Annotated in this window: 8 protein-coding genes and 1 pseudogene; 7 read left to right on the top strand and 2 right to left on the bottom strand. The window is 74.6% G+C overall.

Annotated features, from left to right (window positions below):
• Positions 1-175: 175 nt before the first annotated feature.
• Positions 176-757, bottom strand: coding sequence for a pyridoxamine 5'-phosphate oxidase family protein (locus tag GUY61_RS07525; RefSeq protein ID WP_166629280.1), 582 nt, complete (start codon positions 755-757; stop codon positions 176-178).
• Positions 758-944: 187 nt separating this feature from the next.
• Positions 945-1,385: pseudogene (locus tag GUY61_RS07520) on the bottom strand (hypothetical protein); the annotation flags it as partial.
• 225 nt (positions 1,386-1,610) lie between these two features.
• Between GUY61_RS07520 and GUY61_RS07515 the strand changes: the two are divergent.
• The 7 genes from GUY61_RS07515 to GUY61_RS07485 all read left to right on the top strand — a co-directional run.
• Complete coding sequence (locus GUY61_RS07515) at positions 1,611-2,804, top strand: argininosuccinate synthase (protein WP_166629279.1); 1,194 nt, start codon at positions 1,611-1,613, stop codon at positions 2,802-2,804.
• A 175-nt stretch (positions 2,805-2,979) separates the two neighbouring features.
• Complete coding sequence (gene argH, locus GUY61_RS07510) at positions 2,980-4,407, top strand: argininosuccinate lyase (RefSeq protein ID WP_166629278.1); 1,428 nt, start codon at positions 2,980-2,982, stop codon at positions 4,405-4,407.
• A gap of 202 nt (positions 4,408-4,609) precedes the next feature.
• Positions 4,610-5,473: a DUF4132 domain-containing protein gene (locus tag GUY61_RS07505; protein ID WP_166629277.1), complete on the top strand. Its 864-nt coding sequence runs from the start codon at positions 4,610-4,612 to the stop codon at positions 5,471-5,473.
• Entirely contained in the window at positions 5,470-10,428 is a 4,959-nt protein-coding gene (locus GUY61_RS07500; RefSeq protein ID WP_166629276.1) for a hypothetical protein, read from the top strand. Before GUY61_RS07505 ends, GUY61_RS07500 begins: the two co-directional genes overlap by 4 nt.
• Positions 10,425-11,672 carry an AAA family ATPase gene (locus tag GUY61_RS07495; RefSeq protein WP_166629275.1) on the top strand — a complete coding sequence of 416 codons (1,248 nt, stop codon included), beginning with the start codon at positions 10,425-10,427 and terminating at the stop codon, positions 11,670-11,672. The genes GUY61_RS07500 and GUY61_RS07495 overlap by 4 nt, the downstream gene beginning before the upstream one ends.
• 5 nt (positions 11,673-11,677) lie before the next feature.
• Positions 11,678-15,778 (top strand): DUF5682 family protein, encoded by a 4,101-nt coding sequence (locus GUY61_RS07490; protein WP_398954611.1) that lies wholly within the window; start codon positions 11,678-11,680, stop codon positions 15,776-15,778.
• A gap of 104 nt (positions 15,779-15,882) precedes the next feature.
• Positions 15,883-17,412 (top strand): hypothetical protein (locus GUY61_RS07485; protein WP_243766257.1); only part of this gene is annotated, 1,530 nt, incomplete at its 3' end.

The following is a 17,412-nucleotide window of genomic DNA, read 5'->3' as shown; positions in this document are numbered from 1 at the left end:
GTACTCCTTGGCTGCTCCTGGCGTTTTCGCGCTCTTGGATACGGAAGCGGAGGTGCGGGAGTTCAATCGCCGGGGCTTTCGTGACGGCTGTGTTCCGGCTGTGAGTGCCGACGGGGAGGAGAGGCGTCCCCGGGAGGCCCCTGGAGGCGCGCCGGACGGCCACCTGGAAACCGCGTCAGGCGGTGCGAGGGGGGAGGGGGAGCGGCAGGGCCGGGAGGCCGTCCAGGCTCACGCCGACGAACTCCTTCTTCTCGCAGTACGCGGCGAACTCCTCCTCCGACTTGCGGCCGAAGTGCTGCGCGTGCTGCGTGCGCTCCTCCCGGTAGTCCATGAACGGGACGGCGAAACCGCAGCTGTCGCTGATCCGGACGGCGCTGACCAGGATGATCGCCCGCGCCCCGGGGCCGTCCGCGTCCGCGAACCGCGGGATCAGCTCCGCCCAGCGCGGATCGTCGCGGAAGACCGCCTCGCCCCGGCCGTGGACCCGTACGACCTTCGGGGGCCCCGTGAAGGCACACCACATGAGGGTGATGCGCCCGTTCTCGCGGATGTGCGCGATCGTCTCGGCGCCGCTGCCGCCGAAGTCCAGGTAGGCGAGCGTCATCTCGTCGAGCACGACCAGGCTGCCGGACCTGCCCTTGGGGGAGACGTTCACATGGCCGTCGGGCGTGAGCGGGGCGGTGGCCGTGAAGAAGACCGGTTGTTCCTCGATGAAGGCGCGGAGTCTGCCGTCTATCCGTTCGTAGTGCTTTCCCATGTCGGTGATTATTGGTCAACCACCGTTCTCCAGCGGGAATTTCCCGCGTGCCGGACATCCGTGACCGGGTGGTGCGCCGGTGACGGTGCGCGGCCGCCCCGGTACGGGTCCCGGGGCGGCCGCGGGGGGAGTGGCTGCCGGCCCGCCGGCCGCCGGCCCTCCGGCCGTCAGTCGTGAGTCGTCAGCCGTTGAGCTCACAGGGCGCGAGCGCCTCGAGTCCCTCGGGCTTCGCCGCGGCGCGGCCGACGGCGGTCTCGATGCGGTTGAGAGTGGCGACGCGCTTGTTCTCCAGCGGGCCGAGGATGGCGTTCTGGACGAAGTTGGGTCCGCCCTGGCCGACGGTGTCGATCAGCCGCTGGTTGGCCTCCGCGATCTGGGTCTCGAGGAGGGCGAGGTTGCGGTCGACCTCGGCCTGTGCGGAGGCGGGGATCTCGGGCAGGCTCGGCTCGACGGCGGGGCAGTTCACCGTTCCGGGTGATGCCGCGGCCCTGGTGGTGGCCTGACCGCCGTTCCCTCCCTCCCCGGCCAGGGCGGAGCCGGCGATCACCGCGCCGGACAGCACGACGGCGGCAGCGCCGCCTGCCACGACGACACGGCGCTTGTTGTACTTCGGAAGAGCCCTGGACATGCGGAATCCTCACTGGGGGTTCAGGTGGGGAGCCGCCGGGGTGACCGGGCGGCCCGCTCCTCGGTAGGGGAAACGCGGCGCCTGCGTTCGGTGGCAGGTACGGAACAAGACCGTCCGGCGTTCAAGCAAGCGCTTCACGTTTTCGCGGACCGGGGCGAGATTGACGAACCATGCAGAGGAGTGCATACTTATACCCAACAGCGAATGCACTGTAAGGAGAAACCCGTGACCGAGCGCGTCGTACTCGCCTATTCGGGCGGCCTGGACACCTCCGTCGCCATCGGCTGGATCGCCGAGGAGACGGGCGCCGAGGTCATCGCCGTTGCCGTGGACGTCGGCCAGGGCGGCGAGGACCTGGACGTCATCCGCAAGCGCGCGCTCGCCTGCGGTGCGGTGGAGGCCGAGGTCGCGGACGCCAAGGACGAGTTCGCCGACGAGTACTGCCTTCCGGCGATCAAGGCCAACGCGCTGTACATGGACCGCTACCCGCTGGTCTCGGCGCTCTCCCGGCCCACCATCGTCAAGCACCTCGTCGCGGCCGCCAAGAAGCACAACGCCTCGATCGTCGCCCACGGCTGCACCGGCAAGGGCAACGACCAGGTCCGCTTCGAGGCCGGTATCTCCTCGCTCGCGCCCGACCTGAAGTGCATCGCCCCCGTCCGCGACTACGCGATGACCCGGGACAAGGCGATCGCGTTCGCCGAGGCCAACAACCTTCCGATCGCGACCACCAAGAAGTCCCCGTACTCGATCGACCAGAACGTCTTCGGGCGGGCCGTCGAGACCGGCTTCCTCGAGGACATCTGGAACGCGCCGATCGAGGACGTCTACGAGTACACGCAGAACCCGGCCGTCCCCCGTGAGGCCGACGAGATCGTCATCACCTTCAAGCAGGGTGTCCCGGTCGCCATCGACGGCACGCCCGTCACCGTCCTGCAGGCCATCCAGCAGCTCAACGAGCGGGCCGGCGCGCAGGGCATCGGCCGGATCGACATGGTCGAGGACCGGCTCGTCGGCATCAAGTCCCGCGAGGTGTACGAGGCGCCCGGCGCGATCGCGCTGATCACCGCCCACCAGGAGCTGGAGAACGTCACGGTCGAGCGTGAGCTCGCCCGGTACAAGCGGCAGGTCGAGCAGCGCTGGGGCGAGCTCGTCTACGACGGCATGTGGTTCTCCCCGCTCAAGCGCGCGCTGGACGGTTTCATCAACGAGGCCAACGAGCACGTCTCCGGCGACATCCGGATGACCCTGCACGGCGGCCGGGCCGTCGTCACCGGCCGGAAGTCGGACGAGTCGCTGTACGACTTCAACCTCGCGACGTACGACACGGGCGACACCTTCGACCAGTCGAAGGCCCAGGGCTTCATCGAGATCTTCGGTCTCTCCTCGAAGATCGCCGCCAAGCGTGACCTGGCGTAGGCGCCGCGCGTACTAGCCTGGCAACCGCCTCCTCACCCCCGGGGTGGGGAGGCGGTTCGCACATCGGCACCCTCATCACACGCACCCCTCTCCACCCCCACCAGCACTCCCTTCACCAGCACTCCCTTCACCACCCCTTCGCTTCCGAACGACCCCTCCAGAGGAGCTTGAAGCAGTGAGCAGCAACAGCGGTGACGTCCGGCTCTGGGGCGGACGGTTCGCCGACGGCCCGGCCGAGGCCCTCGCCAGGCTCTCGGCGTCGGTGCACTTCGACTGGCGCCTCGCGCCGTACGACATCGCCGGCTCCCGCGCGCACGCCCGCGTGCTGCACAAGGCGGGACTGCTCACCGCCGACGAGCTGACCCGGATGCTGGACGGCCTCGACCGGCTCGAGGCCGACGTCGCCGACGGCTCCTTCACCGGCACCATCGCCGACGAGGACGTGCACACCGCCCTGGAGCGCGGCCTGCTGGAGCGGCTCGGCCCGGACCTCGGCGGCAAGCTGCGCGCCGGCCGGTCCAGGAACGACCAGGTCGCAACCCTCTTCCGGATGTACCTGCGGGACCACGCCCGGATCATCGGCGGCCTCCTCGCCGACCTCCAGGAGGCCCTGATCGGCCTCGCCGAGGCCCACCCGGACGTCGCCATGCCCGGCCGTACGCACCTCCAGCACGCCCAGCCGGTCCTGTTCGCCCACCATGTGCTCGCCCATGTGCAGTCCCTGTCCCGCGACGCCGAACGGCTGCGGCAGTGGGACGAGCGGACCGCCGTCTCCCCGTACGGGTCGGGCGCCCTGGCCGGTTCCTCCCTCGGACTCGACCCGGAGGCGGTCGCCCAGGACCTCGGCTTCGAGCACGGCTCCGCCGCCAACTCCATCGACGGCACCGCCTCGCGGGACTTCGTCGCCGAGTTCGCGTTCATCACCGCGATGACCGGGATCAACCTGTCCCGGATCGCCGAGGAGGTCATCATCTGGAACACGAAGGAGTTCTCCTTCGTCACCCTCCACGACGCGTTCTCCACCGGCTCGTCGATCATGCCGCAGAAGAAGAACCCGGACATCGCCGAGCTCGCCCGCGGCAAGTCCGGCCGGCTCATCGGCAACCTCACCGGACTCCTCGCCACACTGAAGGCGCTGCCGCTCGCCTACAACCGCGACCTGCAGGAGGACAAGGAGCCGGTCTTCGACTCCTGCGACCAGTTGGAGGTCCTGCTGCCCGCCTTCACCGGCATGATGGCCACCCTGACCGTCAACCGGGAGCGGATGGAGGAGCTTGCCCCTGCCGGTTTCTCCCTCGCCACCGACATCGCGGAGTGGCTGGTCAAGCAGGGCGTGCCGTTCCGGGTCGCGCACGAGGTCGCCGGCGAGTGCGTCAAGGAGTGCGAGACGCACGGCATCGAACTGGACCAGCTGACGGACGACCAGTTCGCCAGGATCTCGCCGCATCTGACACCCGAGGTGCGGACCGTGCTGAACGTGCCCGGCGCCCTGGCCGCCCGCAGCGGCCGCGGCGGCACCGCTCCTTCCGCCGTCGCCGTCCAACTGGCCGAGATCAAGGCCGACGTGGCGCGGCAGCGGGAGTGGGCGGACGCCCGCAAGTAGCCCTCGGCCGGCACCGGACACCGGTCTCCCGGCGGGCACCGAGAAGCTGCCCAGCGGGTTTTCCACAGCCGCCCGGCCCCCGTCCCGGGGCCGGGCGGCCGTGTTGTCAGTGCCTCCCCCTACAGTTCCGAGCAATTGATCAGCGGGCGCTCATCCGCTGGTCGGCGACATTGTCATGGGCTTGTGCTGTGGGGAGTTCGGCATGGGGTGGATGCGGGCGGGCGACTACGAGGTCGCCCTCGACGACGGCGGAAAGGTCATCTGCCGCAACGGCGCGGGGAGGCTGCTGAAGTCCGTTCCGCCGAAGATCGCCGACGAGCCGGCGGTGATCGGACTGCGGCAGCTCACCGAGTGGCTGGAGCGCCACGAACGGGAGTGCCTGACCACCGTGGAGCGCTGGATGATCCGCTCGCTCCCCGTGCCCGCCGGCGTCCTCGCCGAGGTGTGGCAGGACCCCGCCTGGCAGGCCGCCCTGCGCGACCTCGTGGTCACGGCCGAAGGAGCCGTCGGCGGCCAGGTCGCCGGATACCTCCGGGACGCCGACGCCGAGCGCGGCATCGGACTGGTCGACCTCGACGGCGACACGGTCAGGGTCCGGGCGGAACAGATCCGCATCCCGCACCCCGTTCTCCTGGACGACCTCGACGAACTGCGGGAGTTCGCCGTCGAACTCGGCGCGCGGCAGCAGGTCCAGCAGCTCTTCCGCGAGGTCTGGCGGCGCGAGCCCTCCCGCGACCCGGAGGCCGTCGTCGTCGACGACTACGAGGGCGGTTCCTTCAAACAGCTGCGCTTCCTGGCCGGCCGCGCCACCTCGCTCGGCTACCGGGTCCGCGGCGGCCACGCCGTCTGCCCCGTCCTGGAGAACGGCGCCACGGCCGAGGCACGCGTCTGGCTCGGCGACTACGACGGCTACGAGCAGACCGAGACCGGACCGCTGGGCTGGACAACGAGCCACGGCAAGTCCCTGAAGCTCGGTCAGGTCGGGCCCGTGGCCTGGTCCGAGGGCATGCGGATGGCGGCCGCGCTCTACGCGGGCCGCGACATCGAGGAGGAGCAGGCGGCATGAGCGTCACCGAGACCATCAGCACCCCCGGCGCCGCCGGCACCGCGGCCCTCCTGGACGCGGGCGCCGTCCTCCCGCCCGGGAGCCACCCCGGGCAGGACGCCGACACCCTCACCTCCCGCACGTACACCCACCCGGTGCTGCCCGGCCGCAAGGTCGTGCGCCTGGTCCCCGCCACCCTCGGCGACGCCGAGGACCTGGCACTGGACTTCCTGGGCCTCGCCCGGGAGAAGGTCACCGAGGATCTCGGGCAGGTGCGCCGCGAGACGCTCGGCTTCCCCGCCTGGGCCCTGGTCAACGACCCCGCCAACGGGCACCACGCCCTCGCCCTCGTCAAGGACGTCGAGCGCCTCGCGCGCACCGCCGCCTCCCGCGCCGGCGCCGCCAAGGACGGCTTCGAGGCGCTCGGCGTACAACTGGGCAGGTCCGTCCCGCATTTCCTGCCCACCTTCTACGAGCAGGCCGCCCGGATCTTCCTCCAGCACGACAGCACCGGCTACGCCACCGTCTTCTTCGGCAAGGCACGCGAGGCCGAGCGGGTGCACGGCCTGCCCGTCGACGAGGCAAGGCAGCGGGCCGTCTTCCTGGAGTTCGCCTTCGCCGGGGCGCTCAGCGTCAAGGCGCTCAAGGAGCACGTGCGCGACCTGACGCAGCGCCTCGACCCGGCCGAGGCCTGGGCGCAGTACCGCCGGCTGATCATCGAGCGCTGCGCCGCCGGCATGCCGCCGTACGCCGCGCTGCCGCAGGACGCCCGCAAGCTGATCAGGGCCGCCGGACTGCCCCGGGTCACCGAGGAGACGGCGCTCCTGGCCGAACTGCTGCCCTCACCCGCCGTGGTGCGCGCCCCCGGCTCCTTCTGGAAGGCCTACCGCCCCACCCTGCTGGTGCTCGCCGGGCAGGACCCCGCCGTGCGGGCCCGGCTGCTGGAGATCATGCCCGCCGGCCTCGGCGACGAGCACGGCGATGAGGAGCCCTGGCTGGAAATCCTCGCCGACAGCGGCGCCGAGACCCTGCTCACCGACGCCGGGGAAGGCGCCCGCACCGACGCCGCGGAGTGGCTCTCGAAGTGGGCCGCGTACCTCAAGTCGAGCTGGCGCGGGCCGCGCAGGTCACCGGCGACCTACGAACTCGTCGCCCGGATGGCGCGGCGGCTGCGGGCCGACGGCACGCCCGCCGATCTCTTCAGGGGCGGTCGCTGGCGCTGCACCGTCGACCTCGACCTGCTCGACGCGTGCCTCGCCCACGGCGTCCCCGTCATGGACCCCCCGGAGCGGGGGCGCGCGCCCGAACTCGACATCGACGGCTGGTTCGGCGGCCGGGACAAGGGCCGCCGCGACCTCGCCGCCGTCGCCGCGGACAAGCGCTTCGCGCCGATGCTGCGCGACGCCGTCGGCGGCCGTCCCGGGCTGCGGTCCACCGGCAACCGGCACCTGCACGCCATCGTCCGGCAGCCGGTGCTGCGGGATGCCCTGAGCGACTGGCTGGCCGAACGCGCCGACGAGTTCACCGCCGCCACCGGACTGCCCGGAGCCCGGTCCGTCCTCGACCGGATCCACCCGTTCCGTACGGTGGCCGCCGAGGTGAACCCCGGTGCCGTCGCCCGGATCGCCCGGCACGACCTGACGGACGTGCTGGCCCGCACGCTGCGCGCCGGAATCCTCGACGAACTGGGCTGGCCCGCCCTCGAAGAGGGGATGCGGCTCCTCGGCGAGCCACGCGCGAAGGAGAACAACTGGTTCGTCACCGAGGAGGCATGGCCCGCGCTGATCATCGCCAGGAACCACAAGGCGGTCGTCGTCGGCCCCGACGGCATCCTGCTCGACCACGACCTGCGCATCCCGGACCGGGTCAACTCCTGGCAGCGGCCCGGCTTCCGCTACGTCGACGGCCAGCTCCTCGTCCACTGGTGGCACGACGGCAAGCAGCGCGCCTACTGGTCCGCGCGCCCCTCGGAGGTCTTCACACTCAAGTCCGAGCAGACCTGGCACAGCGGCGGGATCTCCCTGCCGCTGCCGGGCGGCGGCCGAGCCACCGGCGGCCGCGTCCTGCACGCGGGCGACACAGCGCTGCCCAATCGGGGGGCGATCATCGGCGACGGCACCGGCCACTGGCGGCTCCGCCGGACCAGCGCCGGCAGCTCATGGCAGGAGTACGCCCCCGCCACCGGAGTCGTCGGCCGCACCTCGCTGCCCGCGGCCCTCGCGGCGGGCGTGCGCGAGGGCGGTTCCCTGCTGGCGGAGCACTGCGAACTGATGCCGCTGCAGCCGGGCCTGGAGGACTCGCCGCTCGGAACCGACGGCACCGTGCTCGGCCGGTGGGTGCGCGCCGACGGGGACCGCCTCACCGCGGGCACGCCCGACGGATCCACGGTCTCCGTGCCCGCGGAGACGAGCTGCGGCTGCCGTCCCGTGCCGGTCGGGGCACTGCGGCTGCCCGGCGGCGCCGGGCCCGTCCTCGCCACGGTCGGCAACACGCTCGCGCTGTACGCCGACGGGGCGGGCCCGGACGCCGGTTCCCTCGGGCGCATCCCCTGCGACAGAAAGGGCGGGGAGTACGCCGCGGGCACCCCGCTGGTCCCCCCGGCTTCCTTCTGGCACGCCATGAAGGTCCGCGACGAGGCGGGCTCCGAGGCGCTGCGCGCGCTCACCGGCACCCGGGCGGCCGACATCGCCCGGGGACTGGCCGAGGTGCTGGAACGGCACCGCGCCGACAGACTCGACGCGGCCGCCCGGGCCCGCGACGAGGACGAGGCGATGGCCCGCCTGCTGCCCGAGGTCACCCACCCCGCGCTGCGCACCGGAGTCACCGCCGTCGTCCGCACTCTGCTCCGACTGCGCGCCGACGTCGCGAAGTTCGCCGACCCGGCCAAACCGCAGCGGGCGGTCGAACGCCGCGAGACCGCCATGTTCGAGGACTACCGGCCGGAGCACGGCGACAGCGGCACCGTCCTCGGCGCGGCCCGCGCAGTCCTGGGGCACCACATCGAGGGCCACTGGGGAGGCGGCTGGCACGTCCTGCACCAGATCAGGGCCGCCAACCACGTCTTCAGCGGGAAGGCCGCCGAGGGCCGGACCCTGCCCGCGGAGCACGACCTCGCACACCTCGAGGGCGGCTGGACCTCCGACCCGCTGACCGCACCCTCGGGCAGCATGGACTGGACCCCGCTCCTCAGCCACACGGGGGCCCTCGCCTGGCGCGCCGCCGCCCCGGCCACCGGAGCCGACGAACGCACCGCCCTGCTCCTGCTCCTCGACGCCCTCGCCGAAGGACCGCTCGCCGGACAGCGCGGCACACTGCGCCGCGTCGTCCTGCGCGAGAAGGGACACAAGAAGCAGCGCGGCGGACAGGTGCTGCGCCACGGAGAGCGGACCGCCGTCGTCCTCGCCTGCGTCCGCTCGGAGAAGGCCGAGGACACGGCCGACTGGCTCGCCCTCGACCACGACCCCGCGGGAGCGTTCGGACCCGTCGCCCACTTCACCCTCGTCGACGACCGGCCCGTCGCGGACACCCTCCCCGCCGACCGCGTCACCGCCCTCACCCGGCTGGTCCGCGAGCGCGGCGCCGCACCCTGGAGGCCCGAGGCCGCCGCCACCCTCGCCGCGGCCCCCGGCTGCGGCCCCGCGCAGGCCACGCTGCTCCTCGCGGGCGAGAGCGCCGCCCCCCACGACGGCGCCCTGGCGGCCCGCGTCCTGGAAACCATCGGCCTGACCGCACGTCAGGCGCGCACGGGCCTCGACCGGCTGCGCGGCCTGGACCTCGACGACCGGCTCGCCGTGCTCGCCGCGCTGCTGCCCCAGGACCTCGCCGGCCTGTGGGAGAGCGGCCCCGGCGCGGGCCCCGCCGCACAAGCGGCCGTCCACGCGTGGACGGCCCGCTTCGGAAACCTCGTACGCGTCCCCGAGGACCTGGACATCCCCGGGTTGCCCACCGGCACCGCCGGTGCACTGCTCAACCCCACGCACACCCCGTGGCTCAGCCGCACCACCGTGCAGCGCCTCGACGCGGAGGGACAGCTCATCGCCGAGGACCCCTCGGCCCTCCCCGGCCACGGCCGGCTGCGCGAGTCCGTGGACGCCCTGGCCGGGCTCGCCTACGAACTGCCGTACGGGCATCCGCTGCGCTCCGCGCTCCCCGGCGCCCTGGCCGCACTGCGGCAGCGCCTCGCCGACCCGGGCCTGCTGCTCGTCCTGGACTTCCAGTGGGGTCCCAAGGGCGCGCCGATCGCCGCCGAGATCCGCGCGTCGCATGGACTCGGCGCCACCGGCGGAGCGGGCCCCGACGGACTCACCCGCGTCGGAGAGACCTTCGTCCTGTACCCCTGGTACGGAGACAACGAGCGGACCCTGCTCCGCCCCGCCGGGCTCACCGGCCCCGACGACCCCGCGCTGGGACTCGTAGAGGGCCTCGTCGGGGAGTGGTCCGTGGCACCGCTGAAGGCCATCCTGGGCGAGGACATGGAACAGGCCGTCCACGCCGGCCTGGAGGAGGATGCCACACCTGGCCACGCCCAGGACCCCGGCCGCTGCGTCCCGCACCTGGTCCGCGAGGCCGCCGCCGCCCACGGCCTGAGCGAGGACGCCGCCACCCTCTACCTCCAACTGCTTGCCCTGCCCGACCCCACCGACCGCAACTGCGTCCGGTGGACCGGCTGGAAGCCCGCCCGGACGAAGAAGGCCCGCGCCGAACTCGCCGGGACCGACCTGGTGGTGGAGGCCAAGCGGGCCCGCGCCGGGCGTTCCCTGTTCCTGCCGGGCGGCTGGGAGGCCCTCAAGTCGCCCGCCCTGCCCGTGGAGAGCTGGAAGCAGGGCCTCTACCCCGTCCGCCACCATGCCCGCACGGTGCCGACGGTGCCCGTGCCGGAACTCTTCGCCCGCGCCTGGCAGCGGGTGCGCGAAGGTGACGCGCCCGCCTTCGAAGAACTGATCACCCGAGCCACCCGGAAGGGCCGCCGCCGATGACGACCGCCACGAACACGAACGCCGCCACGAACACGAACGCCGCCAGGAACACGGACACCGCCAGGAACGCCGGGACGACCACCGGTGCGACCTCCCTGCCGGCCGCCCGTCAGGTCGTACCGCCCGAGGAGCTGTACGCCGAGGAGCTGGCGTTCCTCGCCGCGTACGACTCGGGCCCGCGCCCGCCCGGCTGGCGGCTCACCCCGCGTGCCGTCGTCACCTTCGTCATGGGCAGCGAGCAGCCGCTGTCCCTGCCCAGGGCGGCCACCGCCCCCGAGGGCGTTTCCCGGCGGCTCGCCGTCCGCCGCAAGTTCGTCGGCGACCGGGCCCTTGTCGAACGCTGCGTCGTCACCCTGGCCGGCGAGCGCGGCCTGCTGCTCGTCGGCGAGCCGGGCACGGCGAAGTCGATGCTCTCCGAACTGCTCGCCGCCGCCGTCTGCGGCACCAGCGCCCTCACCGTCCAGGGCACCGCGGGCACCACCGAGGACCAGCTCAAGTACGGCTGGAACTACGCCCTGCTGCTCGCCCAGGGCCCCACCCCGCAGGCGCTCGTCCCGTCACCCGTGCTGACCGCTATGACGACCGGGGCCGTCGCCCGCGTCGAAGAGGTCACGCGCTGCCTGCCCGAGGTGCAGGACGCCCTCGTCTCCCTGCTCTCCGAACGCCGCATCGCCGTGCCCGAACTCGCGGGCACGGCGGAGGCCCAGCTCCACGCGGCGCCCGGCTTCACCCTCATCGCCACCGCCAACCTCCGCGACAAGGGCGTCTCCGAGATGTCCGCCGCGCTCAAGCGGCGCTTCAACTTCGAGACGGTGGGCCCCATCGGCGACATCGACGCCGAGACCGACCTGGTGCGGGCCCAGTCCCGGGCCGCCGTGGAACGGGCCGGCGCCGCCTACCAGGTCGACGACGCCGTCCTGGAGGCGCTCGTCACCGCCTTCCGCGACCTGCGCGGAGGCCGATCCGTCGAGGGCTGGGAGGTCGAGAAACCGTCCACGGTCATGAGCACGGCCGAAGCCGTCTCCGTCGCCACCGCGCTGGGCCTGGCCGCCGCGTACTTCCCGGGCGACCGTGACGTGCTCGGCCTGCTCCCCGGCCACCTGACCGGCGTCGTCCGCAAGGACGACCCGGCCGACGCCGCCCGCCTCCTCGGGTACTGGGACGGGGCGGTCCGCCGCCGCGCCGAGCAGGGCTCGGCCACCTGGCGCACGCTGTGGGACCTGCGCCACACCCTGGAGGGCTGACCGCCGTGCGGCAGACACCCGACGACAGGGACATCCGGGAAGCCGGGAGCCCCGGCTCGATCCTGGAGGCAGGCGAGACATGCGGGACCCTGGAGGTCCGGGAGCCCGAGGACGTCCTCGACGCCCTCACCGATCCCGGCGGGCCGTTCCTCATCGGCGTACGGCACCACGCCCCCTCCCTCGCCGCGGCCGTACCGCACCTGCTGGACGCCGCCCGGCCCGACGTGCTGCTCGTGGAACTGCCCGCGGAGCTCCAGGACTGGCTGCGGTGGCTCGCCCACGAGCACACCGTCGCGCCCGTGGCCCTGGCCGCCGTCACGCGGGCAGGCGCCGACGGCATGGCCGGGCACGCCCCGGCGTTCTACCCGTTCGCCGACTTCTCGCCCGAACTCGCGGCGCTGCGCTGGGCCGCACGCAACGGGGTGCCCGCCGTCGCCTGCGACCTGCCCCTCGCCGACCCGGCCTGGCGCGGCCACCGCAGAAACCCGGCGGACACGGGCCCCGCGCTCCGGCCCGCCCTGCCCGCCACCCTTCACGACGCCCTGCGCACCCGTCTCACCGGACGGGACGGCGAGGATCTCTGGGACCGTCTCGTGGAGGCGCCCGCCCCCGGCTCCACCCCGGAAGCGGTCAGGCGTGCGGCCCTCCTCACCGGCTGGGCCCTGCGCAGCGACGCCGAGCGGGGCCCTGGCGTGGACCCGCTCGACCTGGCCCGCGAACACCGGATGCGAGCCCATCTGCGGGCGGCCCTCGACGAGGGCCGGCGACCCGCCGCGGTGATAGGAGCCTTCCACGCCCCGGCACTTGCACTGCCGTCCGCCGCGTCCGGAGGCACGGGCCAGTGCCGGGCACCGGACCCGGCGCCGTCCCCTGCCCCGGCCACCTGCACCGTCTCCCTCATCCCGTACACCTACGCCCTGCTCGACGAGCGCTCCGGCTACCCCGCCGGGATCCGGGACCCCGAGTGGCAGCAACTCGTCCTGGAGGCGGGCGGCGACACCGCGCGGCTGGAGGACGCCGTCGTACGGACCGCCGTGCGGATATGCGCCGAACTGCGGGGCCAGGACCATGCCTCGGGACCCGCCGACGCGCGGGAGATCGCACGGCACGCCACCGACCTCGCGCGACTGCGCGGACTTCCCGCCCCGGGGCGCGGCGAACTCGTCGAGGCCGTCCAGAGCGTGCTCGCCCAGGGGGAGCCGCTCGGCCGGGGCCGCGCCGTGGCCCGCGCGCTGGAAGGGGTACTGGTGGGGCGGCGCACCGGCCGGCCCGCCCCCGGGGCACCGCGCAGCGGCCTCGCTCCCGCCGTCGAGGCCGAACTCGCCGCGCTCGGACTGCCCGGGCCCGGATCGCCGGCCGCCGACCGTGAGCTGCGGCTCGACCCGCTGCGCTCCGGCCCCGACCGCGACCGCGAGATCCTGCTGCGCCGACTCGCCGTCTGCGGCATCCCGTACGCCGAGGAGCAGGCCACCTCCGGACCCGCGGGCACCGACACCCTCACCAGCCGGTGGCGGGTTCGGTGGACCCCCGCCACCGCGGCGCTGCTCGCCGCGGCAGGGCATCGCGGTGTCACCTCCGCGCAGGCCACGGAGGGCACCCTGCGCGAACGGCACCGCACGGCCGTCGCCGAGGGCGGCCCCACCGCGGCGCAGACCGTCGAAGGCCTCGCCCTCGCCGCGGCCTGCGGTCTCCCGGCGCTCGCGGCCGAGCGGCTCGCCGAGACCGCCGCTGTCGTCCCCGGCGCGGGCACACTGCCCGAACTCCTGGCCGCCCTTGCCCTCGTCGACCGGCTCGGCGCGGGCCATGTGCCCGGCCTGTCCGGCGGGGACCCGGCCCCGGACTGGCGGGACCGGCTCGCGGACACGGCCGAGGCACTCACGACCGCGGCCGTACGCCAGGTCGACGGCCTCACCGGCTCCGAGGACCCCGCCGACGCGCGGGCCCTGCTCGAACTGGCCCACCGGGCCGACCGCACCGGCGGCATCCGCCTCGGGGACGCGCTGGCCCGCCTGGCGGCCGAGGGCTCGCCGCTGATGCGGGGCGCCGCCGGAGCCGTACGGGTGCTGCTCGGCCACGAGGACCCGTCCGCCCTCGGCACGCGCGCCGCTTCCTGGCTCGACGCGGCCGCCGGCCCTGCGGCCCGCGCCGATCTCACGGCACGCCTCACCGGCCTCCTCACGGCCTCGGCGCCGCTTCTCGAAACGGCGCCGGCCACCCTCACGCCTCTCCTCGACCGCGTCACCTCCCTGCCCGACCGCGACTTCCTGGACCGGCTCCCCGCGCTGCGCGGAGGCTTCGACACGCTCAGCCCCGCAGCCCGTGACCGGCTCCTCGCGGTCGTCGAGGAACGCACAGGCACCCAGGTCACCGACCTCGCCGACCTCGACCCCGGCACACTCGCCGCCTGGACCCGCGCCGATCTGGCGGCCCGCGGAACCCTGGCGGCGGAAGACCTGCTGCCGGTCCCCGCACCCCACGCCGGGCCCTCCCGCCGGGGTGCCCCGTACGCGGTTCCGGCCCACAGGACCGCTCCCGCGCCCACCGCCGGGGCGGGAGACCCCCGGCCCGGCGTGGGCGCGGCCCCGGTGGGAACGCGGCCCCCGGCCGGGGGCTCGCCGCAGGACGGGCCCGCGCTGCCGCACGCTTCTCCGGTGCCGGGAGCAGCACGGCCCGCCGACGCGGCGGACGCGGCCTCCGGGCCACAGGACGCGGACGGGACGTCCGCTCCGGGAACCCTCCGCCCCGGTACGGAGCCTCCACGCACCGCCCCGCCCGGCCGGACGGCCCCGGCGCTCGCCGGCCCGGACGAGGAGACCGCCTCCCCGGTCGGGGGCACCCCGGGGGAGCCCGCGCTGCCACCCGCCTCCGCGGCCGGGGGAACGCGACCGGCCGACGGGATCCCCTGCCCTGCGGGGGCGGGGGCGCACACCGCGCACGACCTCGCGGCCGTACGACCGGAGCCCGGCGGGCCGGCGGGCCTGACGGCGGACCAGGACCGGCTCACGCCCGCCGAGCGGTGGAGGCTCGTGCTGGGGCGCCGGGCCGAACGGCTCGGCGGCCGGGCCGCCGCGCTCGCGACGGCGCTCGACGAGTTGTACGGGCAGGGACGCGGCGAAGGCGCGGGGGGAGACCTCACCGGGCCCGCCGGCCGGCGGGGCGGGCGGGAAGCCCCCTACCCGGGCGTGCGCGAGTGGGCCGCGGAACTGGCCGCGCTCTTCGGGCCCGGCATACGCGAGGAGGTGCTCGCGGCAGCCGCCGCCGCCGGACGGCAGGACGCCGCGTTCGCGCTCGACCCCGACTCCGTGCGGCCCTCCGTGGACCTGCTGCGCACGGTGCTCCAGCATGCGGGCGGCCTGCCCGAGGCCCGGCTCGCCGCGCTGCGGCCGCTGGTGCGGCGTCTCGTGGACGAACTCACCCGGCAGCTCGCCACCCGGATGCGCCCCGCACTCACCGGCGCCGTCCAGCAGCGCCCGACCAGCCGCCCCGGCGGCGGCCTCGACCTCGCCCGCACCCTTCGGGCGAACCTCGCGACCGCCCGCCGCGCCCCGGAGGGCACGGTCCAAGTCGTCCCCGAACGGCCGGTGTTCCGCAGCCGGGGCCGCCGCTCGGCCGACTGGCGGCTCGTCATCGTCACCGACGTGTCCGGTTCGATGGAGGCCTCCACCATCTGGTCGGCCCTCACCGCCTCCGTCCTCGCCGGAGTCCCCGCGCTGTCCACCCACTTCCTGGCCTTCTCCACCGAGGTGCTGGACTTCACCGATCACATCCACGACCCCCTCGGCCTGCTCCTCGAAGTACGGGTGGGCGGAGGCACGCACATCGCGGCCGCCCTGCGCCACGCCCGCACGCTCGTGACGGCACCCTCACGGACCCTTGTCGTCGTGGTCAGCGACTTCGAGGAGGGGTATCCGATGGGCGGACTGCTCTCCGAGGTACGGGAACTGATCGGCTCCGGCTGCCATCTGCTGGGCTGTGCCGGACTCGATGACGCGGGGCGGCCCCGCTACTCCAAGGGAGTCGCGGGACAGCTCGTCGCCGCCGGTATGCCCGTCGCGGCGCTCAGTCCGCTCGAACTGGCCCGCTGGGTGGGGGAGAAGATCCGTTGACCGCCCCGCAGCACATCAACCCGCACCCGGACCCCCACATGAACCCGCACCCGCACCCGGACCTGCACTCGGACACGCCCCCAGACCTCGACGCGAAGCCGCACATGATCCTGCCCTCAGTCCCGCCCGTCGTCACCGCGGAACTCATCGAGTCCCTCAGCCCACGCCTGCGCAAGCGGCTGGACGCCGCCGCGGCCAAACTCGCCACCAAGCCGACGACCGTGGACGGGGACACGGTCCGCATCGCCGTCGACGACGAGACCACCCTCGAACTCCACGCCCCCGGCGGCACGGTCGCCTCGGCCGACGCCATCCGCTGCGGATGCCTGCTGGCTCCCGCCTGCGTGCACCGCGCCGCGGCGGCCTGCGTCGCCCCGGTGGCAGAGCCCCAGCCGCACCAGGAAACGCACCCGGACACGCAACCGGACACGGCCCCGCAGGCGCGGCCGGAACCGGAGCCGGACACCGGACCCGCCCCGGTCCCGGAGTCCGCCGCCCCCCAGCCGCCGGCCGCCGAACTGCTCGCCGCCGCCGATGCCCTGTGGTCGGCGGGCGCCGCCGTCCTCGAAGCGGGAGCGGACGGCGCCGGGGCCGTCACTCAGGCCGAGCTGCTGCGGGCCGCGCACACCGCGCGCCTCGCCGGGCTCCCGCGCCCCGCCTCGGCGGCCGTGCGCACGGTGACCCTGCTCCGCGCGGCGCGCGCCGCCGAGCCCGGCTACCGCCTCGCCGACCTCGCCGGTGCCCTGCGCGAACTCCTCGCGACCGCCCACGCCCTGCGCCGGCCCGCCTCACCGGAGCGCGTCGCCGAGCTGCGCGGCACCTCCCGCAGGTCCTACGAGGACGGTGGCTCGCTCCGCCTGTTCGGCCTGTGCACCGAGCCCGTACTCACCGCCTCCGGCCACGCCGGCGCCGTGACCTGGGTCGCCGACGCCCAGGGTCGGCTGTACACCGTCCCCGACGTCGCGCCCGGCGGTCCCGCTCGCGCCACGGGCGCCGCCTCGCGCACGGTCAGGATCGGCGACACCGCCCTCACCCACCGCGAACTCGCGGGCGCGGGCCTCGTCGTCTCCGGCGCCACCGTCTCGGCCGACGGCCGGCTCGGGGCGGGCAAGGGGGTGCGGGCCGTACGGGCCGCGGGAGCCGGGTGGGACGAGGAGCCGCTCGCCGCCCTGTGGGCGGTGCCGCCCGCCCGGCAGGCGGCCCGCGCGCTCCGCGCCGCGCAGGGGGCCGGGGACGGCCAGGACCTGCTGTTCCTCGACATCACCCTGCGCGGCGCCGTCCACGAGGCCGGAGGTGACTGCCTGCTCGCCGACTGCCACGGGGGAGACGGACCGCCGCTGCGCCTGCGCGTCACGTCCGCGCACGACCATCCGGAGCTCGCCCACCGGGACAACCTGCGGCTCCTCGCCTCCGCCACCGGCCTGCGCATGCGTGTCGTCGGCCGGCTCGAACCGGCCGCCCACCCCCGCCTCCGGCTGCTGGCGGCCGAACTGCCGGGCGGCCGGTACGACATGGGGCTGGACCGACTCCAGCGCGCCGACGTCCCCGCGGCGGGAGGCGTCACGGACACCGGGTCCATGACGGCCGCGCCCACGGTGGAAGGCCCCACCACCGGACCTTCGGCAACCCAACCC

The sequence above is a fragment of the Streptomyces sp. GC420 genome (assembly GCF_009916105.1).
Taxonomy (GTDB): domain Bacteria; phylum Actinomycetota; class Actinomycetes; order Streptomycetales; family Streptomycetaceae; genus Streptomyces.
Note: the sequence above shows the minus strand (reverse complement) of the source record. Positions and strands in the feature narration are given on the sequence as shown.